General features: G+C 61.0%; 15 protein-coding genes. 3 read left to right on the top strand and 12 right to left on the bottom strand.

What is annotated here, in order from left to right:
- Positions 1 to 10: 10 nt before the first annotated feature.
- On the bottom strand, positions 11 to 1,747 hold the full coding sequence (locus ACFQDI_RS09265; RefSeq protein ID WP_377165738.1) for an NADH-quinone oxidoreductase subunit G: 1,737 nt from the start codon (positions 1,745 to 1,747) through the stop codon (positions 11 to 13).
- A gap of 136 nt (positions 1,748 to 1,883) precedes the next feature.
- Here ACFQDI_RS09265 and ACFQDI_RS09270 point away from each other — a divergent pair, with 136 nt between their 5' ends.
- On the top strand, positions 1,884 to 2,771 hold the full coding sequence (locus ACFQDI_RS09270) for a diacylglycerol/lipid kinase family protein (protein WP_377165740.1): 888 nt from the start codon (positions 1,884 to 1,886) through the stop codon (positions 2,769 to 2,771).
- Here ACFQDI_RS09270 and ACFQDI_RS09275 read toward each other — a convergent pair.
- The 7 genes from ACFQDI_RS09275 to trpD all read right to left on the bottom strand — a co-directional run bounded on the left by ACFQDI_RS09275 (position 2,653) and on the right by trpD (position 10,176).
- Positions 2,653 to 3,651, bottom strand: coding sequence for a pseudouridine synthase (locus ACFQDI_RS09275; RefSeq protein WP_377165742.1), 999 nt, complete (start codon positions 3,649 to 3,651; stop codon positions 2,653 to 2,655). The genes ACFQDI_RS09270 and ACFQDI_RS09275 overlap by 119 nt on opposite strands.
- Positions 3,652 to 3,660: 9 nt before the next feature.
- Entirely contained in the window at positions 3,661 to 3,813 is a 153-nt protein-coding gene (locus ACFQDI_RS09280) for a small basic protein (RefSeq protein WP_377165744.1), read from the bottom strand.
- 87 nt (positions 3,814 to 3,900) lie between these two features.
- Positions 3,901 to 5,370: an Asp-tRNA(Asn)/Glu-tRNA(Gln) amidotransferase subunit GatB gene (gene gatB / locus ACFQDI_RS09285; protein ID WP_377165746.1), complete on the bottom strand. Its 1,470-nt coding sequence runs from the start codon at positions 5,368 to 5,370 to the stop codon at positions 3,901 to 3,903.
- 78 nt (positions 5,371 to 5,448) lie between these two features.
- On the bottom strand, positions 5,449 to 6,732 hold the full coding sequence (locus tag ACFQDI_RS09290) for a formylglycine-generating enzyme family protein (protein WP_377165748.1): 1,284 nt from the start codon (positions 6,730 to 6,732) through the stop codon (positions 5,449 to 5,451).
- Positions 6,733 to 6,870: 138 nt separating this feature from the next.
- Positions 6,871 to 8,166, bottom strand: a complete 1,296-nt coding sequence (locus ACFQDI_RS09295) for a formylglycine-generating enzyme family protein (protein WP_377165750.1) — start codon at positions 8,164 to 8,166, stop codon at positions 6,871 to 6,873.
- 32 nt (positions 8,167 to 8,198) lie between these two features.
- Positions 8,199 to 9,089: a hypothetical protein gene (locus ACFQDI_RS09300; protein WP_377165752.1), complete on the bottom strand. Its 891-nt coding sequence runs from the start codon at positions 9,087 to 9,089 to the stop codon at positions 8,199 to 8,201.
- Between the two features lie 70 nt (positions 9,090 to 9,159).
- Positions 9,160 to 10,176, bottom strand: a complete 1,017-nt coding sequence (trpD, locus tag ACFQDI_RS09305; protein WP_377165754.1) for an anthranilate phosphoribosyltransferase — start codon at positions 10,174 to 10,176, stop codon at positions 9,160 to 9,162.
- Between the two features lie 82 nt (positions 10,177 to 10,258).
- On the opposite strand from trpD, the gene ACFQDI_RS09310 reads away from it, so the two are divergent.
- Positions 10,259 to 11,995, top strand: a complete 1,737-nt coding sequence (locus ACFQDI_RS09310; RefSeq protein WP_377165756.1) for an Hsp70 family protein — start codon at positions 10,259 to 10,261, stop codon at positions 11,993 to 11,995.
- Positions 11,996 to 12,057: 62 nt separating this feature from the next.
- A complete protein-coding gene (locus tag ACFQDI_RS09315) occupies positions 12,058 to 15,396 on the top strand; it encodes a protein kinase domain-containing protein (RefSeq protein ID WP_377165758.1) in 3,339 nt (1,112 codons plus the stop codon).
- Positions 15,397 to 15,424: 28 nt separating this feature from the next.
- Here the strand turns inward: ACFQDI_RS09315 and ACFQDI_RS09320 are convergent, their stop codons facing one another.
- The 4 genes from ACFQDI_RS09320 to murG all read right to left on the bottom strand — a co-directional run bounded on the left by ACFQDI_RS09320 (position 15,425) and on the right by murG (position 20,568).
- Positions 15,425 to 16,381 carry a hypothetical protein gene (locus tag ACFQDI_RS09320; RefSeq protein ID WP_377165760.1) on the bottom strand — a complete coding sequence of 319 codons (957 nt, stop codon included), beginning with the start codon at positions 16,379 to 16,381 and terminating at the stop codon, positions 15,425 to 15,427.
- Between the two features lie 183 nt (positions 16,382 to 16,564).
- On the bottom strand, positions 16,565 to 18,169 hold the full coding sequence (gene nadB / locus ACFQDI_RS09325; protein ID WP_377165762.1) for an L-aspartate oxidase: 1,605 nt from the start codon (positions 18,167 to 18,169) through the stop codon (positions 16,565 to 16,567).
- Positions 18,170 to 18,216: 47 nt separating this feature from the next.
- Positions 18,217 to 19,335 (bottom strand): aldo/keto reductase, encoded by a 1,119-nt coding sequence (locus tag ACFQDI_RS09330; RefSeq protein ID WP_377165764.1) that lies wholly within the window; start codon positions 19,333 to 19,335, stop codon positions 18,217 to 18,219.
- A 117-nt stretch (positions 19,336 to 19,452) separates the two neighbouring features.
- A complete protein-coding gene (gene murG / locus ACFQDI_RS09335) occupies positions 19,453 to 20,568 on the bottom strand; it encodes an undecaprenyldiphospho-muramoylpentapeptide beta-N-acetylglucosaminyltransferase (protein ID WP_377165766.1) in 1,116 nt (371 codons plus the stop codon).
- Between the last annotated feature and the right edge of the window lie 5 nt (positions 20,569 to 20,573).

Raw genomic sequence — 20,573 nt, forward strand, 5'->3', positions numbered from 1 at the left:
GCTCAGGCTGCTACCCGACGATGATGCCCTTGGCCTTGCGCTCTTTCTCGCGCTCAAGGAGGGGGATCTTCTCACCGGTTTCCAGCACTGGCACGCCGAGGTCACCAATCTTGGAGAAGGTCAGGCCATTGAGGGCGGGAACTTCGGCACTGAGGCGCTTGAAGACGTCTTCCACAGTGTGGATGCCGTTCGAGCCGCCGCAGGCGACGATGAGATCGCGCAGGATTTCCCAGGTGTCGTGGGCGTTGCCGGGGGATTTGACGGCCTTGTTCAGGCGCTGGAGGCGGCCGGTGACGTTGATCATGCTGCCGCGCTTTTCCGCATAGGCGGAGCCGGGGAGCACGACGTCGCTGAGTTCGGCACTGGCGTTGGCCAGGATGTGCAGGGAGGCGATGAAGGGGACCTTTTCGAGGTCGCGCTGAGAGAAGCCGACTTTGAGGAGGTTTTCCCCCAAGGCGAGCACGGCACGCAGGCCGCCGCGGCTCATCTTTTCCGTGATCTCTGCCAGCTTGGCACCGGGCTCGATGCCAAGGATCAGTTTGGCGCCGTTGGTGTTCGGATTGAGGTCGTCGGCGCGGAGGTAGTTGTCGGCACCGCCGGAACGGGGGATAACATCGACATTCGTGGTGCCGAGCAGTGCGGCGAGATGTTTCACGAAGAAGAGTTCTTCATTCGTCATGCGGGCGCTGGCGATGATGGCGATCTCATCGCCCTTCTTGCCGGCAAGAGCGGTGGCGATGCTGGAAAGCGCGGCCTTCCAGGTGGCGATCTGGTGTTTGCCGCCGGATTTGATCATGGGATCGGTCAGGCGGAACTCGCTGTTCACGAAGTGGAAGTCGAGACGGCCGCTGTCACACATCCAGGTGGAGTTGACGTCGTTGTTGTCGCGCGGGGTCTGGCGGTAGATGGTGTCGCCACGGGCGGAGATGTCCATGTTGCAACCGCGGCCGCAGCCGGTGCAGATGCTGCCCGTTTCCGTGAGGAACCAGACGCGCTGCTGGAAGCGGAAGTCGTTGGAAGTGAGGGCACCCACCGGACAGATGTCCACAGTGTTGAGGGAATAGTTGTGCTCCAGGCGCTTGCCGGGATGCACAGCGAGGGTGGTGAAGCTGCCGCGTTCGGTGAAGCCGAGGACGGGCTCGTCTGCGATCTCTGCAGTGAAGCGGATGCAGCGGCTGCACATGATGCAACGCTCGTCGTCAAGACGCACGCGCGGGCCGATATCGACGTTCTTGGGCTTCTTGACCTTGTCTTCGCGGAAGCGGCTTTCGCCTTTGCCGTGCTCGACGCTGAACTCCTGCAAGCGGCACTCGCCGGCCTGGTCGCAGATGGGGCAGTCGAGGGGGTGATTGATGAGGAGGAACTCCATCACGCCCTTGCGGCATTCTTGAGTGAGAACGGAGTCTGTGCGGATGCCCATGCCTTCAGCGACGGTGTTGGCGCAGGCGATGACGGGGCGGGGCATCCAGCCGATCTTGGGCATGCCGTGCTCGTCTTTCTCAGGCTCGGTGCCAGGAGCGGGACGCGGGGGCATGCCCATCTCCACGAGGCACATGCGGCAGTTGCCGGGAGAAGAGAGCTTGGGGTGGTAGCAGTAGTGAGGGACTTCCTTCTTCACCTGCTTACAGGCCTCGATCATGCGCGTGCCTTTGGGGAACTTGTGCCAGACGCCGTCGATCTGGACATTGACAAGATCGACCGGGGGAGGAGCGGCAGCAGGGGCGGGAGCTTCGGCGGGGGCAGGCATGAGCGAAGGGGAAAGGGTCTGAAGCGGATTATCGGAGCCGCATGCAGAGGGGCAACCGCAATTTGTGAAAAGTTTCACAAGCGACCGGCCATGAAGCTTTGCGAAGTCCGCGCAACGTGCGATGAATGCCGCCCTCATGCCCATTCCGGTCATTTTGAACCCTGCCGCCCGCAGCACGAAGGCGGCCTCTCTCGAACACGCGCTGCGCAAGCTGTCCCCGGAGCCGGAACTGCACCTGACCAAGGGACCCGCAGATGCCACGGCGATGGCCGAGGAACTGGCGGAAAATCATGAACTGGTGGTGGCCGCCGGAGGAGACGGCACGATGAACGAGGTGCTGCAGGGCATCTGCCGGGCCAATGCGCGGCGCAAGCCCGGCGAAAAGCACACGGCGCTGGGCGTGCTGCCGCTGGGGACGATGAATGTCTTTTCCGTGGAGCTGAAGCTGCCGGGGCGTGACATCGAGGGCTGCTGGCGGGAGATCACCAGCGGCCAGCGGCGCGAGGTGGACCTGTGGATGGCCAACGACATGTACTTTGCCCAGCTGGCTGGGGTGGGACTGGACGCGCAGATCGTGCAGGAGACCTCCTGGGAGGCGAAAAAGAAGTATGGCCCACTGAGCTATGTGATGAGCGCGGTGAATGTGCTGATGCGGACGCCGCCGACGCTGAGCGTGCACATCGAGGGCAAGGCACCGCTGCTGGGTACGGTGGTGCTGGTGGGGAATGGGAGGCATTATGGCGGCCCCTTCCCGCTCTTCAAGGATGCCTCCAACACAGATGGCATGCTGGATCTGCTGATTTTCCGCGGGCTAGGCGGGATGGAGTTCATCCAGCTGCTGCGCGGCATGCTGCTGGACGGCTACCGGGAGTGCGAATACCTGGACTACATCCAGACGCGGGAATTTACCGTGACGACGGACCACGCCGAGGCCCCCGTGGAGCTGGACGGCGAGCTGGCGGACCTGAACGCCCCCGTGGTCTTTCGCCCGGCTCCGTTTCGCCTGAGCGTGAGCGTGGGCTGAACTTGGACTTGGGACGGAAACCGGAGGGCTTGTCTTCGGAAAAGCGACGGGAAGGACCGCTTTTTTTGCCTGGACCGGACTTGAAACTGCGCGGCTCACGGGACTCAGGGCTGCGCTTGCGCGCCGGACGGTGGTCTTCGACGCCATCTTCTTCGGCGGCGGACTTGCGCTCCAGCCGGGGCTTTGCAGGCTCTTCCTTGAAGAAACGCTCGATTTCCGTGGGGGTGAGCTCCTTGTAGGCACCTTTGGCAAGACCGTGGAGCTTGAGCCAGCCGATGCGGATGCGGGTGAGGCGTGTGACCTCGTAACCGAGGTAGTAGAGCATCATGCGGATCTGCCGCTTGAGGCCCATCTTGAGAACGATATGCGCCCGGTAGTCGGTGTCCATCCAGGTGCGCTCGGCACGGGCGAAACCTTCCTCGGTCATCATGCCTTTGACGAGCTTGGCCATGACGTCCGCGTTCAGCGGCTGATCGACGACGACTTCGTATTCCTTTTCGGCACCCTGGCTGGGGTGGATGAGGCGGTGGGAGAGATCTCCGCGATTGGTGAGGAGAATGAGACCTTCGCTGTCTTTGTCGAGACGGCCAACGTGGTGCAGATTCTGATACTTGAGCGGCAGGAGATCGTAGATCGTCATGCGCTCATGCTTGTCACCACGGGAACAGATGTAGCCCTTGGGCTTGTTCAAGACGAGAACGACGGGCGTCTCAGTGCGAACTGGAGAGCCGTCAACGACGACTTTATCCTCGGGCTGGACCTGTGTGGCGAGCTCAGTGACGATGTGCCCGTTGATGGACACACGACCGCCGAGGATGATCTCCTCCGCACCGCGGCGGGAGGCCACGCCGCACTGGCTCAGATATCGGTTAAGACGCACGGGGAAGCCTTATTCCGGCTTGGTCTTGGGCAGATTGAGAGGCAGACGGCCTTCCTTCCACTGACCACGGGACTGGAGGAGCTTGATGCGCTCGCCGCGCTTCAGGACACTGCGCTTGGTGCCGACGGAGCCGGAGGACTTGAGGCTGCTATGCTGGGACATGATTCTAAAAGGGGCTGAGTGTTCTGAAAAGGGGCGGAGAGGGTAGCAGCCAGCGGGTGGGATGCAAGGGGTTTTACATTGGGGAGCTCAACCGAGCACCTTCCGGCGCACGATCTCGGTGACCATTTTGGGATTGGCCTTGCCCTGGCTGGCCTTCATGGCCTGGCCAGTGAACCAGTTCATGGCCTTTTCGTTGCCGCCTTTGACTTCGGCGACTTTGTCGGGGTTGGCTGCGAGAATTTGTTCGACGATGGCTTCGAGCGCACCGGTGTCGCTGACCTGCTCAAAGCCTTTGGCCTTGATGATTTCGGCGGCGGATTTGCCAGACTCGAACATCTCGGCAAAGACTTCCTTGGCCTGGTTGTTGGAGATGCTGCCGGCCTCCACGGTGGCGACGAGGGCGCTGAGCGCCTGCGGGCTTACCGGGCATTCGGTGATGGTGAGGGAGCGCTCATTGAGGACGCCCAGAAGGTCGTTGATGACCCAGTTGGCGATTTTCTTGGCGGGCACCCTGGTGTCTGCGGCGACGGCGGCCTCATACCAGGAAGCGAGCTCTTTTTCGCTGGAGAGCACTCCGGCGTCGTAGGCGCTGCAGCCGTAGTCTTTCTCAAAGCGGGCGCGCTTTTCATGCGGCAGTTCGGGAAGCTGGGAGCGGACCTTTTCCACCAATGCGGCGGTGCGCACGGGCAGGAGGTCGGGATCTGGGAAGTAGCGGTAGTCGTGCGCGTCCTCCTTGCTGCGCATGAGGGTGGTCTCTCCACGGTCGTCGTCCCAGCGGCGGGTGCTTTGGACGAGCTTTTCGGGATTGCGGCCTTCAAGGACATCAATCTGGCGCTCGGTCTCGGCCTTGATGGCGCGACGGACGGCGGACATGGAGTTGATGTTCTTGAGCTCGATCTTCACGCCGAGCTCCTTCTGGCCTTCGGGGCGGACGGAGATGTTCACGTCGCAGCGGAGGTTGCCCTTTTCCATGTCGGCGTCGCTGACGCCGCCATAGATGAGGATCTGGCGCAGGCTGGTGATGTAGGCGAAGGCCTCCTCGGCGCTGTCGATGTCGGGCTCGCTGACGATTTCCATCAGCGGGGTGCCGGCGCGGTTGAAGTCGAGGGCGCTGAACTTGTCATAGTGGGTGGACTTGCCGACGTCTTCCTCTAGGTGAATGCGGGTGAGTTTCACGACCTTGCCAGGATTGGCGATGCTTTTCTGAGCGTCCTTGGGATAAGCCAGGTCATACAGCGGGACGCCACCACCGAGGCAGAGCGGGAAGGGCATCTGCGTGATCTGGTAGTTCTTCGGCATGTCCGGGTAGAAGTAGTTTTTGCGGTCCCAGTTCACGACGGGCGGAGTCGTGCAACCGAGCATGAGGCCGGTGAGGATGGTCTTTTCGATGGCGTCCTGGTTCAGCACAGGGAGCGCACCTGGCAGCCCGAGGCAGGTGGGGCAGGTGTGGGTGTTGGGCTCCGCGCCATATTCCACCGGGCAGGCACAGAACATCTTGCTGCGCGTGGTGAGCTGCGCATGAACTTCGAGGCCGATGGTGACAATGTATTTGGGCATGACGGAATGCAGCAAGCCAAAGCCGAAATATCCGGCAGATGCAAGCGCGAAGCTGCCGCTCGTTTTCACCCCTGCGTGCTATGAACCGGACTCCAGAACACAGCGAAAACCGCAGTCATAATTCATGCCAGGAGGCGGAGCGTACCGACTGGCGGAGAGCAGGTGCCCGCGATCAAAGTAATGCCAGGAACCACCTCGCAAAACGTGCGTTTTTTGCGCGTCGTTCAGCCAGTCCTGGCACCACTCCCAGACATTCCCGCCCATGTCAAAAAGCCCTGCTGAGTTCGGCTTAAAGCTCATGACGGGCGCGGTCGTGGGGAAGCCGTCCTGGTAGTCTTCGATGAACGGATTGGATGGAAATTTCTCGTGCCACGCCACGTCTGCATAGTTTCCGGCCTTGTCGCTGGTCTTGGGCGGAAAGCCCTCACCCCAGGGGAAATCATTGCCCGTTCTCTGGTTCAGCATCTCCGGCGTCGTTCCTTTCGGACGTTTTTCGGAACGGCCCAGCCCGACCGCAATGCTCCACTCCTCGTCTGTCGGCATCCGGTAGGTCCTGCCCTCTTTGCGACTGAGCCAGGCACAAAACTTCTGCGCGTCCTCCCAGCTGACACTGACCACCGGATGATTTTCCTCCGCGCCCACGGGAACCGCTTCTTTTCGGACATTTTTCCACCCGCTGTCCGTGGCCGATGTGTCACTGGCATAGGCATTGTAGTCCTGCCGCCGTGTCTCGTGGATGCAAAACATCCCCTTGATGCCTTTCACCGGCACAAACTTCATGCCGAGACTGTTGGTGAACGCCCTGACTGCAGAGAAATCCTGCCCCGCACCACCTTCCTTGGGGGAAGAAGCGGCGGCCAGATCCTTCAGGATGTTTTTAGCCGCCGCGGCCTGCTCCAGCCTGCCTGCCTTCGTCAAAGCGAGCAGCTGTGTTTCGAGCTGTCTGGCAAAAGCGTCGTTGAGCGGGCGCAGCTTTTTGTCCCTTTCAAGCTCCAGGCGGCCCAGGGCAGTCCGGTAGGTGGAACGCAACGGCTTTAAAACTTCGGCTGTTTGGGCTTCGTCCGAGTCCGGATCATATTTGCCGGCCAGAAGATCATCCCTCTCTGCTTTGATGGCCAGAGCCTGCTCCAGATTTCCTGATTTTTGGGCGGCCTGCTGCAGCCTGTCGAGTGCGGCTGCAAACTTGGCGTTCAGATCAGACACAGCCAAGCGATGAGGACGGAGAACCTCAAGGTTCACCTTCTCTTCAAAGGCACTCTGCAGCGCCGCCGGATCTCCCACGTCTGCGTCCTGGGCCGACGTGGAAGCAGAGGCACACATGCCCACCATGATGATGATCGCGAAAGCAGAGGATTTATTCATGAAGGATGGGCAGAGGTGTGCGCCTGGGTGAATGGCCTGTCTGGTTCAGCGGTGAACGCAGCATACGCCCCGGTTCATTCTTTGGCATGCGGATCAACCCGGCGATCATTTCAAGAAGCAAGGCTTCACGGTTCCAATTTACGAGGCCGGGACCAAGACGATCCGGAATCCGAGGCCAAGACGCTCGTCCGGTTTGTGATGATCGCGAAATGAAGAACGCAAATTCTCCTTTTCCCAATGAGTCCATGAACTGCCTCTCAAAACACGGTCGGTTTTCGAGCTGTCGAACCAGTCGTCGCACCATTCCCAGACGTTGCCGCCCAGATCATAGATTCCGAGTTTGTTGGGGGGGAAGCTCATCACCGGTGAGGTGGTGGGAAAGCCGTCGTCGTAATCCTCGAAGTACTGGGATTTGTTCGCGGGGGCCTTGTTTTTGCGGCTCAGATCAGAGTAATTTCCGGCACCCTTGGGGGGCGGCCAGTCTTTGCCCCAGGGAAAGTCCGTCTCATTCCGGACGACCGTGGCAGGCGTGGTGTCTTTGTTCCATCTCTCGTCACGACCGATACCGACCGCGTAGCTCCACTCCTGATCTGTGGGCAGCCGATAGGTTTTCCCCTCCTTTTTGCTCAGCCAGGAACAGAATTTTTGTGCATCTTCCCAGCTTATTCTCGACACAGGATGGTCTTCCGGACGGTCCAGAACCAAACCCGCATCGTTTTTCCGGTCTTTCCATGTGCCATCCACGTCTTGAGCATCAGAGGCGTAGGCGGCATAGTCTTTGCAGCGTGTCTCGTGGATGCAAAAAAGCACCTTGGTGCCTTTCACCGGCACAAATTTCATTCCGAGGCTGTTGGTGAGGGACTGGCCGCTCAGGTCCATCGCCGCGCCTGCACCGGCCGGCACTGCGGCATTTGGCAAAGCTGCATTTGCGAGCAGATCTTCGCGCATTTTTTTCAAGGCCATCGCCTCCTCCAGGCGGCCGCCTTTCGTCATGGTCACCATCAAAGTTTCGAGCGATCTGGCATAGGCATCCTTCAGCGGGCGGAGCTTTTTGTCACGGTCCAGCTCCAGCCTTGCCAGGGCAGTACGGTAGGTGGAACGCATGGTTTTAAGGCTGGCGGGAGTCTTTGCGTCATCCAAGGCCGGAGTGTAACCTCCTGCCAGAGCGGCCTCTTTCTCCCCTTTGACGGCAAAGGCCTCGTCCAGATTTCCTGCCGACTGCGCAGCCTCCTGAGCACGTTCCAATGCGGCGGCAAACTTTGCATTCAGGTCTTTCACGGCAAGTTCGTGAGGGCGCAAAACTTCAAGCCGCACTTTCTCTTCAAATTTGGCCTGCAACTCGGCCGCTTCCTGAATGGATGTTGTTTGTGCAGTTGCGCTGCCAGCGATCAAAAGAAGGGCGAGGACAAAGACAATTCCTGACGGTTTTCTCATGATCATTTTTAAAGCATAGTATGGCGCTTTGATCAATTCAATCTCACTGGCTGCGGGGGCGGGGGCTGGCGGTAGACCACGGAGTCCATGGCGGCTTCCAGAGACATGTCGCTGAGGATGGGCTGGAGATCGGGGTGATTGGCCACTTTTTCGATCTTGGGCATCTGCATGAGTCCGGCAAAATCTCTGTTCTTGATGGCCTCCCGGACCTCAAGGTCATAGCCAAGCTTGACGATTTGATCATTGTTCAACGCGTTGGCGATTCTTGGGCTTTGCTCCGCCAGGCGCTGCCACATGGCGCCTTCGGGCCAGAGAATGAGCAAGCGGGCGAGGTTGGCCGTGGGCTTGATGTCGTAGGGGTCCAGCTTTTTGGCGAGACCGCCGATGATGCTGTTGTCGATCTTCTGGCTCAGGGTGTAAAAAACGGACTTTGCCTGGCTCTCGATGGCACCGCCTTTTTTGACAATGTCCGCCGCGTTTTCCATGCCATACAGGCTGCCCACGACGCGCAGCACCATGCTGCCGAGCCAGAGAAGACCGCCTGAGGGGATGATGCTGACGATCAGGCCTTTCCAGCCTGTGAGCCCGCCCAGCATCCGCATGAGGCCAAAGGCCGCCAGAAAGTACTTCCCCACCTTGCACACACCAAACATCAGCACCGCAGCGAGCCCGGACATGACGATCAGGCGGTTGGTGGTCATGTGCATGCCGGCCGCGCCAAAAATCTGCACCCGGTGCATGAAGACATACCAAGCCGCCCAGGCACATGCCGCGAGGGTCAGCACATTCATGATCTGCTGCACCACCCCTCTGGCAAAGGCCAGCCCGGCGGCGAAAGCGATGAAGCCCACGATCGCGATGGTGGCCCACATGCTGTGAGGCACCTTCTGGGCGTATTGGAGCACTTCACTCGGGTGAGGCATAAACGATGGGGAGAGAGATGATTAGGACAGCTTAACATCTTTCCCCTGCCTGTCTTGCAGGAAATGGCTCCTAGATCAGGGCCTGCATGGCCCGCAGACGGGCGTGGGCCGCGCCTCGACTGAGCAGCTCCTCGGCCTGATCCCGGCCTGTGACCAGATCGGGGGCTTTGCCTGTGATGACAAAACCTGCCGCAGCGTTCAACACTGCGATGTCTCGCTTGGGCCCCTTGATGGTTCCGGAGAGCACGCCCTCGAGAATGCCCGCGTTTTCCGTGGCATCTCCACCGACGAGATCTGCCAGAGCAGCCTTGCCAAATCCGAGATCCCTGGGGTCGATCTTGATTTCGCTAAGCGTACCTCCCGCCAGCTGGCAGACATCATTGACGCCGAGGGTGGAGAGCTCGTCCATGCCCTGGCCGCCTGCGGCGGTGCCGTGCACGACCCAGGCCCCTTTGCGCCCGAGCTGGACGAGGATCTCGCCAAAGGCACGCGTGAGACTGGGGTCAAACACGCCGATGAGCTGGTAGTCGGGGCGGCCGGGATTGAGCAGCGGGCCGAGCACATTGAAAATGGAGCGCTGCCCCTCTGCGGCGAGCAGCTTGCGGGCCTCGGCCACGGCCTTGAAGGTGGGGTGGTAGAGCGGCGCGAAGAAGAAGCCTAGGCCGGTGCTTTCCAGACCCGCGACAACTTTCTCCCTGGGGAGATCGATCTTGATGCCGAGGGCCTCGAGCACGTCGGCACCACCTGCCTTGGAGGTGATGCCGCGGTTGCCGTGCTTGGTCACACAGACGCCGCCGGCGGCCAGAATGAACATGGCGGTGGTGGACACATTGAAGAGGTGCAACTGGTCGCCTCCGGTGCCGACGACATCCAGCATCGGACCGGGGAGCCTGGCGCGGTCGATGCCGGGATCGACCGCGAGTTTGAGGAACTCCTGCACAAACAGGGCGATCTCCGCCGGGGTCTCACCCTTTTTTGCCAGAGCGCGTAGGAAACCGGCTTTGGCCGCCGCGGTGACTTCGGGGTCCACGAGCAGGGCCGTCGCTTCCGCGATCTGGGCGCTGCTGAGGTGAGTTTTCCGGGCCAAGCTTTGAGTGAGTGATTCCATGATTTGATTTTGACCAGAGGGCAGTGTTTAGCAAGCCAACCCGTGTGAACCTCTCGAAACGTTGAATACAAACTCCCCCATCCTCGGCATCGACCTCGGCACCACGAACTCGCTCGTCGGCGTGGTGGACAGCGGCTTTCCCATCCTGCTGGCCGATGAGCAAGGCTGCCGCAGCACGCCAAGCGCCGTGAGCGTGGCGCAGGATGGCAGCATCATGGTCGGTGCCACGGCGCTGAGGCAGCGGGCCCTGAACCCAGCAAGGACGATCACCTCGGTGAAGCGCCTGATCGGACGGCGGCCGGGCGAGGCGGGATGGACGCCGCCTTACACGCTCAGTGAGCTGAAAACATCTCCGGTCGAGGTTTCGGCAGAGATCCTGAAGCACCTCAAAGCCGTGGCGGAACGGGCGCTGGAGCAGCCGGTGACGCGGGCGGTGGTCACTGTCCCTGCGTATTTCAACGACGCGCAGCGCAATGCCACCAAACGGGCGGGAGAGCTCGCCGGGCTGGAGGTGGTGCGCATCCTCAGCGAGCCCACAGCCGCAGCGCTGGCCTATGGACTGGACAAGCTGGCGGAGCATCAAAAAATAGCGGTGTATGATCTCGGTGGCGGCACCTTTGACATCTCGGTGCTGGAGATGCGCGAGGGGACCTTTCAGGTGCTTTCCACCGCCGGGGACACGCAGCTCGGTGGTGATGACATTGACCGGCTGCTGGCCGAACACATCGCACAACGCCTCGGCCTTGCTGCGCAAGACATCCGCGTGCTCGAAGCCGCAGAGGCCGTGAAAAAGCGGCTCTCAGCGGACGAGAGCGCCAGCTTTGACGGGCTGGAGATCACGCGAGCCGACCTCGAAAAAATCGCCCGTCCATGGATCGAACGCACGCGCATTCACTGCCTGCGTGCGCTGAGTGACGCGGGAGTCAAACCCGGGGAGCTGGATGAGGTGATCCTAGTGGGTGGCAGCACGCGAATGCCGCTGGTGCGCGACTATGTGCGCGAGATTTTTGGCCGCGAGCCCAACACCACGCAAAATCCTGACGAAGCGATCGCGCTGGGGGCAACGATCCAGGCGGGCATCCTCAGCGGCAGCCTGCGGCAGGTGCTGCTGCTGGATGTGACGCCGCTGTCGCTAGGCATCGAGACCTTCGGCGGCCTGATGAACATCATCATTCCACGCAACACGACGATACCAGCGAAGGCCGGTGAGATGTTTACGAATGCGGTGGCCAACCAGGACAGCATGCTGATCCGCATCCTCCAGGGTGAACGTGAGCTGGCAAAGGACAACTGGGAGCTGGGGCGGATCGAAGTCCCCTTCCCCGCAGGCCCCAAAGGAAGTGCGCGTGTGGGGGTGCAGTTCAGCATCGACGCCGACGGCATTCTGCATGTGCTGGCGCGGGACACTGCCACGAACCAGGACACGATGCTGGAGATCCGAGGCACGGCGGTGGATGTGGCGGACGAGCGTGTGGAGCAGATGATCGCCGAGAGCGTGGACTTTGCCTTTGAGGACATGAACGAGCGAGTGTGGACGGAGGCAAAGCTGAAGGCGGAGGAGCTGCTGCCTGCCGTGGATGCCGCGCTCGGGCAACTCGGGGATGCGCTGAGCACAGAGGAGAAGTCCGAGGTGGTCCACCAAGCGGCAACGGTTCGCGCACTGCTTGAAGCCGCAGAGCATGATGCCCGGGCGCTCAAAGCCGCGACCCAACGGCTGGATGACGCGACCCAATCTCTGGCGGTGATGCTGATCGACCGTGCGATGGAGGAATCTCTGGCACGCCGCGGGCTGGTTTGATTTTCCTGTTCCCATTTGTGAGCGTAAGGCTACGATCCGCACCATGACCGTGTCCACAGGCCATGAATGATCATTCCCGTCAGGACGGAGCCCTTGGGTGGACGCCGCCGGCCCCGGAGCATCTGCAGGCCATGCTGCCGCAGTATGACCTGTGGGAAATGATCGCCTGCGGGGGCATGGGGGCCGTTTACAAGGCGCGGCAGATTTCACTCGACCGCCCGGTGGCCATCAAGGTGCTGCCGCCCCAGGTGGCAGAGGATGCGGCGGAGTATGTGCAGCGCTTCAAGAACGAAGCCCGAACGATGGCGCGGATGAACCACCCCGCGATCGTAGCGGTGTATGACTTTGGCGAAACCGAGGACGGGCTGCTGTACTTTGTGATGGAGTTCATCGATGGCACGGACGTTTTTAAAATGATCCATGCGCAGAAAAAACTGCCGCCGGAGCACGCGCTGGCCATCACGGCGCATGTCTGCGATGCGCTGGCCTACGCCCATGAGCGCGGCGTGGTGCATCGCGACATCAAGCCCGCGAACATCCTCATCAACATGGACGGTGCGGTCAAAGTGGCGGACTTTGGCCTGGCCAGCATGCTGGACCCTGGGCAGTCCGGCAGCGTGACCCAGGAAGGAACCACGATGGGAACGCCCGACTATGTGGCTCCTGAAGTGCTCACCATCGGCATGCAGGTCGATGGCCGTGCCGATCTTTATGCCGTCGGTGTGATGCTGTACAACATGCTCACGGGCAAAATCCCGCGAGGCAATTTTCAAACGCCCAGTGAACGGACAGGCTGTGACGCACGCTTCGACGCCATTGTGCGCAAGGCGATGGAGCAGGACGTTGAAAGGCGCTACCAGTCCTCCCGTGAGATCCGGCGTGATCTGGATCAGATCCTCACTGTGCCCGTCCCGAAAGAACAGCCGGCGCGAAAGGCACCAGCGGGCGGCATGCTGCCACGCCAGCCACCGCCACCTCCGCCGCCGCCCGGAATCCCGTGGGGCATGATCGCGGCCGGTGTGATCGTCATCGGTGCGGCTGCGGTGCTCCTCATGCGGGGTGGTGAAACTTCAAAACCGGCACCGGTAGCGGCCCAGGCGGCGACCATGACTGAGAAGTCTGTGGAAACCGCACCCACCGAGCCGCCATCGGCTCCACGGTCGCCAGCTTCCACGCCCCTCACACCGGTCATCCCACCGGCAGATCCCCATGCCCCCAAGGGCAGCCCATTGTCCAAATTTCCGGTGCTGAGCCACAACGGACACTACTACCAGATGGTGGAGGAACGGATGAACCAGCCCAACGCGAGCAAGCACGCGCAAAGCCTGGGCGCGCACCTGGCCACGATCAACAGCCAGGGGGAGCAGGACTGGATGAACCGCGTGCTGCCGCCTTATTTGAAGCAGGTCTCACAATCGATGGCCACCATTGGCGGCGTGCGAGATGGAGGGGCATGGAAGTGGATCACCGGCGAGCCTTTCGAATTCACCCGCTGGGAAGATGCTGCGTCCGCTGCGGCTGAGCCGGAGAAAAAGCTCGTTCTCAAGCTGACTGCGACAGCCGATGACAAAGCGGAATGGGGACTGGGGGGCGAAACGGCAGGGCGTGCCTTTGTCCTCGAATGGGACGCCGCCCCGTCGAAGACAACACCCAAAGAAGCCCCTCCTCCTCGGCCTGTGGTTGAAAGCGAAGGAGCCAAACGCCTGCGCGAACTGGACACCAGCTTTCATGCGGCGCTGGAGCGTGACGTCCTGGCAACGTACCGCAACGCGCTGCATGACCTGAACAGCAAATACCTTGCCGCGCTGGAACGTGCGCTGGCCGCAGAAACGGCGGCCGCACGCCTGCCAGGAGCGCTGGCGCTGCGTGAGGAGCAGCAGCTCATCACCAACCACCGCCCGCTGCCAGCGGACGATGCGCCGGAACTGCCACTGCCGCTGAAAACGCTGCGCAGCACCTACCGCTCCAGCCTGCGTCCCATTGAGAATGCCCGTAGCAGCGGCATCGCCACTCTCTTCCTGAAATATGAGGAAGTTCTGAAAGCCGCGCAGGCAGAGTGGACCCAGGGTGCAAAAATGGATGACGCAAGACTCGCCGAAGAGAAGATCGCCAGTCTAACCCGCGAACGTGCGGCGCTGCTGAATGAGGCCAAGCAGCTTCTCCCAGATGGACGGGAACTGGTGCTGCAAAGGAACGACCGATTTGTCTCCGCAGAGAAATTCACGCCCCCTGTGGAGTTCACACTGGTGGTGAAAACTCGCAAAGACGACCTGCGGCTGGCCTACACCGCCCGGCAGGTGATCTTCAACTGGGAAAAAAATCAGGATGAGCTGCGCATCGATGCCGATCCGGCCGGCGGCCACCATGCACCTGGCATGGGCCGCATCCCGGAGGACACGTTTGTCAGCATCCAGTGGCTCATCCTGCCGCACATGCAGAGCATCAGCGTCGATGGGAGGCGACGCTACCTCCACTTTGGCGACTACTCCAAAGTAAACAGCCCGCTGGAGATCTTCCCTTTGAACGATGTCGTCACGGTGCAGTCTGCCAAAGCGAAGGTGCAGGACCTTCAGACTCTCGAAGATCAGGCGGCCAGCATTCCGGCGATGCGCGAGCTGTTTCTGAACAAAGCCGAGTGGACAGGCAAGATCACGATTCCCGCAGGCAACTACCGGCCGCTACGCCGCATCGACATCGGGGCGCCGGGGAAGAACGATCCGCGAGCCAACTACGACGAGCAGCGTGGCGACGTGACGAGCCTGCCGGGCATGAGGATCGAAAACGTGCGCTTTCATTTGCGGGAAGGCAGCTGGAAGGCTTCGGGCGCCCGTTTCCAGGACGTGAGGATCACCGCCGATCTGGGCGGCAGCTTTGAGGCGCGTGACAGCGTGTTTCAGGACTGCCAGTTTGTGAAGGAGGGGGCCTGGTTCACGGCTTACTTCAGCTCCAAGTGGCAATTTACCAATTGCGTGCTCACCGGTGCCTTCATCCAAAACTGGACAGTGGGCAGTGTGGGCATGAAGCTCGAATCCTGCACCTTGCAGGATGTGGATCTGTGCCCAATTTTGTTCAAAGAGGACGCGGGGACTGAAGTGACCAAGGAATGGCTCAGCATCCAGAACTGCCGTTTCATCCACTGCCGGGTGCCTGAAAGCTTTGCCCTCGCCACCAGGAACTGCGTGTTTGAAAAATGCACCTTCGGTGCTCCTGAGGAAAAACTGGCGTCAAAGTCACCGCTGAGCGCCGTCATCTATGTGCAAGACTGCACGAACGAGCCCAAGGCCGGAGCCGGACGCAGCCTGGAGGCAAAACCCGTATCCTCACTCCCAACGAAAGCCGGGGCGGCCCTTCCCCATGTGCATCAAGATGGGCGGCTGGACTTTCAAACTCCGCCGCAGTGAAGAGCGTGCAGCCCCTGCTGGCGTTGAATCAACGGAGCGCGCCGGTGCCGTTCTGCTGGAAGTAGGCGTCGCGCATGCGACGGAGCTCTTCGAGACGTGATGAGATCTCCGTCTGCTCGCGTGCTTTTTCAGCCTTCTGCTGGGTGACGAAGTGGTTGTTGCTACCGAGGGTACGCCAAGGCCCGGCGGGGACTTCGCTGACATCCACAAAACGCCAGTCGCAGCGGCCGCTGCTGGAAATGCCGAGGTAGTCGCGAACGGCGGGTGAGATGTCGAGCCCTGCGCCGCGATTGCTGGTGTTCTTGGGGCGGGCGTTGCCGAAGACGTATTCGTGGTCGTCTGTCACAAAGGGGCCGCAGTCCTCCCACTGGGCGTAGCAGACACGATTGCCGTAGCGGATGGCGATCCACTGGCCTTTGAGCACCGTTTTGCCTGAGCGAACGAAGCGCTGCTTGAACCAGGGGATGACCCTGGAAGCCTCGGGTTTGTGAGAGTCGAAATCGATCACGTCATTGTAAGGCAGGGCCACGTAGAAAGGGTTCTGCTTGGGCGTGAAACCGATGGGGGTGTAGTTGTCGCTGCGCTTGTTGGGGTCGGGATCGTCGTAGCCGCCGAAGTTCTGCATCCACTGCGTGTCCCAGGAACTTTTGTCGTTGGGAGTGGGGTTGTTTTCCGTCGGCTGCTCGCCGACCCAGAAGACCGTGGCGACGATGTCCAGCTTCCAAGGATAGCGGGCGTAGCCAAGGTGCGGCATCGAGGAAGAGCTGAAAGTCGGCAGGGCGGCGGAAATGCTGCGGGGCGGAGACGACTGCGGCCTGGAAGCGTCGGCGGGCTTGCTTTGTGCAGGCGGTGCCACAGCGCCTTTCTTTAGAGCGGCCACGGCTCCCGTGGCAGAAACCGACGAAGCGCCCTGGCCAAACGCAGAGACGGAAGTCACGAGTGACGCGACGACGACGAATGAACGAATGGAACGGTGGACTGACATGGGGGCCGATTTCGCAGAATTGTAGCAGCTTACCATGGCAAACTGCAATCTGTAATTCGCCACGCAAGACGCAGCGGTCGGTTGGGATAACTGCGCAAATGCATGGACAAAGGAAGCTGCATTGCTGTTCAATATGCCGGTCCTTGCGATGCAGAGGCCAACTTTACAAGATTGACAATCAATTCAATAACGACGCAAGGTGGAATCCTGAGGCAGGCGTGTGTCGTCCGTATTTGGGTAGTCGAGCGTGTAATGCAGCCCGCGGCTTTCGTGGCGACGGATGGCACATTCGACGATGAGGGAGGCGGTTTCGACGAGGTTGCGGAGCTCGAGGATTTCGCTGGTGACGTGATTGTTCCAGTAGAACTCCTGCACCTCACGCTTGAGGTTACGAAGTCTGGCAGCCGCACGCTGCAGACGCTTGTTGGTGCGGACGATGGAGACGTAGTCCCACATGAGACGGCGGATTTCGTCCCAGTTGTGGTAGATGACAACGAGTTCGTCATTTTCCACGACACCGCTGGTCTGCCAGGGGCGCAGTTCGTAGCTCTGCTCGGCGACTTTTCCCTGCGGGATCTTTTTGATGAGGTGTGCCACGGCGCGCTGAGCGGTGACGCAGCACTCAAGGAGTGAGTTGCTGGCCAGGCGGTTGGCGCCATGAAGTCCGGTGCACCCCACCTCACCGACGGCGCAGAGGCCCCGGATGCTGGTGGCGCCGTTCACGTCGGTGAGCACGCCACCGCACTGATAATGAGCGGCAGGCACGACAGGGATAGGCTCTTTGGTGATGTCGATGCCGACATCAAGGCAGGCCTTCTGAATGTTCGGGAAGTGACTGGCGATGAACTCCGGAGAACGGTGGCTGATGTCGAGATAGACGCAGGGGCCGCCGGTCTTTTTGATTTCGTGGTCGATGGCGCGGGCGACGATGTCGCGGGGCGCGAGTGAGCCGCGCGGATCGTAGCGGTGCATGAACTCCTGACCGTCCTTGCCAATGAGGCGGGCACCTTCACCGCGCATGGCCTCGCTGATGAGGAAGGAGCGTTTTTGCGGATGATAGAGGCAGGTCGGGTGGAACTGGATGAACTCCATGTCCGATATGGTGGCACCTGCGCGCCAGGCCATCGCAACCCCATCCCCCGTGGCAACAAGTGGATTGGTGGTGTACAGATAAACACGGCCGCAGCCGCCGGTGGCGAGAATGACGCGGTCTGAGCGGAAGGTGTGGACGTCGCCGCTGCTTTCATCGAGCACGTACAAACCGAGCACCCGGTCTTCGGAGACCAGCCCCAGCTTTGCCGTGGTGAGAATATCGATGGCGTAATGGTTTTCGTAGATCGTGATGCTGGGATGGGCACGGACCGTGGCGAGGAGCTTTTCCGTGATCTCGCGCCCGGTGGCGTCTGCCGCATGGAGCACACGACGGGCCGTATGGCCGCCCTCGCGGGTGAGATCGAACTCGAGGTGGCCGTCCACGGCCTCGCGCTGGTCAAAGTGCACGCCCCATTTCACCAGATCGGCAATGCGGGCGGGGCCTTCGCTGACGATGGTGCGCACAGCGGCCTCTTTGCACAAACCAGCCCCGGCGACGAGGGTGTCGCTGACGTGTTTTTCGATGGAGTCGTTTTCAGCCGTGACGCAGGCGATGCCGCCCTGCGCCCAGTTTGAGTTGGAGTCGAGTGCGCCACGCTTGGTGATCATGACCACCCTGCCATGCTCGGAGGCATGCAGCGCAGCCACCAACCCAGCCGCTCCGGTCCCGACGATGATAAAGTCTGCCTCAATCATGAATTTGGGTGACTCTTTCGTCGCGGAACCGGCAACTTGCAAATGTACTACCAGCTGGTGCCCAAACTCCAGCGTGTGGCGAGGTCGAGCAGGTCGGGACGCATGGGCCATTCATCGGCACGCGGCTCCTGGCCTTCGTGGCGGTGGCTGGCGCCTTTGAGGGCCATGCAACCGGTGTTGTCACCAATCTGGCGGATGGTCTCGATCTCCTCAGAGGACAGGCATTGCGCGGGCAGGGCGGCGAGATCGTCAAGCTTGCTCTCGATGGTGCGCGCGCCTTCGCCGTGCTCCTGGATGAGGGTGGGGACGACGCTCTTGACGGCGGTGTTGCCGAGGGTCCAGAGGCAGGCGAGCTGGAGCATGGAGAGGCCGTGTTTTTCGGCAATGGGGCGGACTTTTTCGAGCTTTTCGACGCCGTGCTCGATCCAGCCGCCGGGGCGATGGGTGCGATGGTCGCCGTCACGGAACTTGTGGCCGGGCTTCACGTCGTCATGGAACAAGCCGCCGTAGTCGACCACGCGGGCGAGGATGTCGACGTTGTTTTTGGCGGCAGCACCGAGGACGTGCTGGCCGGGCCAGGGCTCGAAGGGGTTCAGAATGATCATGGCCCAGTCCATGCGGTCGCCGAAGCGCTCGAAGCACTCGATCATGTCGAGGGTGAAGCCGTTGGCGGGTCCGGGGGCGATGCCGAGGCGGTCGGTGAGGCCGTCGGTTTTGAGGGCGGTGAAGGCATCCCAGACTTTTTCGCTGGTGTAGCTGATGCTGTCCGGGTTGTGAAGCATGAGAAGATCAAACTTGGAGGACTGGCAGCGCTCCAGGCTCTTCTCGGTGGCCATCTTGAGGTAGTCGTAGTACTTTTCCGGACCGCGCAGGGAGGGGTCGGTGAAACGCGGGTAGCCACGGGAACCTTGGCGGATGCCTTCGTAAATGTCGTGACCGACGATGCCGACGAGGCAGTATTCTTCACGCGGGATGCCTTTGAGCGCCTCGCCGAGCAGGGCGTCCGCACGGCCGACGCCGTAAACATCCGCCGTGACAAAGGTGCGCACGCCTTTTTCAAACGAATCGCGCATAAGCTGCATGTAATGCTCCTCGGAGAGCTGTTCTCCGTAGTGCATGAAGCGTCCGCCGCTCCAGGTGCCATAGGCTGTTCGTGTGAGATTCATAAAGGGGTCGGGTTGGGGTTTGGAAGGGGTGGATACATAACGATTCCGCCCCGTGTTTCAAACAGGGATCATAGCCGGGGCGCTGATGGCGCAGGATTTGGCAAAATCGGCAGCCTTTTAACTGGCCGCGACCTTGACCAGCAGATCCGCGATTTTTTCGGCTGAATTCTTCACCGCGAGCTTCTGGGCCGCCTTTTTCATTTCGCCGGCTTTGCGCGGGTCGTTGAAGACGCTGCGCACGGCATCGGCCAAGGTGTCGGCGTTCAGATCGCTCTCAGGCATGAGCATGGCAGCACCCGCCTTGTCGAAGATTTCAGCGTTGCGGGTCTGATGATCCTCTGCGGCGTGAGGATAGGGTACCAGCAGGCTGGGCACGCCGAAGTAGGCGAGCTCTGACATGGAGGAGGCCCCTGAGCGTGCGATGGCGAGATCCGCCACACGATAGGCGAGATCCATGCGGTGGCAGAAGGCGGCCACATGTTGCTTGAGCATGGGGATCTTGGCGTAAACGTTGCGGACCTCCTCGTAGTCGGTGGGGCCGGCAATGTGGAGGACCTGGATGCCCATTTTTTCAAACTGCTCCAGAGCCATGCCGACGGCGCGGTTCACACCGCGCGCGCCCTGGCTGCCGCCCATGACGAGGAGGGTGCGCTTGTCCTTGTCGAGCTTGAAGAAAGCATGCGGGTCATCGGTGTTTTGCTTGCGCATGCTGCTGCGGACAGGGGTGCCGACGACGCGGACGTCCCCATGCTTGGGGAAGTGATCCTTGCAGGCGTCGAGGCCGCAAAGAACGATGTCGCTGTAGCGTGCGTTGAGGCGGTTCGCCTTGCCGGGGATGGCGTTGCTTTCGTGAATCAGCGTGTGGCAGCCCTCTTTGCGCCCGGCGTACAACGGTGCAAAAGAGGTGAACCCCCCCATGCCGAGCACCACATCCACATCGTGATCGGCGATGATCTTGCGGCAGGCCTTGGTGCCTTGCCAGAGACCTTTGAGGAAGCCAAACATTTTGGGCGACCAGGGTTTCGGCATGGCGAGAAAAGGCATCTTTTCGAACCGCAGATCCGGGTGCCCGGAGGCGGCCAGAGTGTCGATCTTCTTTTCGCTGATCAGGAGAGTTACGTCGTGACCACGGGAGGCGAGAACCTCACCGACGGCAATGCCAGGGAACAAATGCCCCCCGGTGCCACCGCACGCAATAAGCGCGTGGATGGACTTCGAATTTTTCTGTTTCACTCAAT

Source organism: Prosthecobacter fluviatilis (assembly GCF_042655725.1).
Lineage (GTDB): Bacteria > Verrucomicrobiota > Verrucomicrobiia > Verrucomicrobiales > Verrucomicrobiaceae > Prosthecobacter > Prosthecobacter fluviatilis.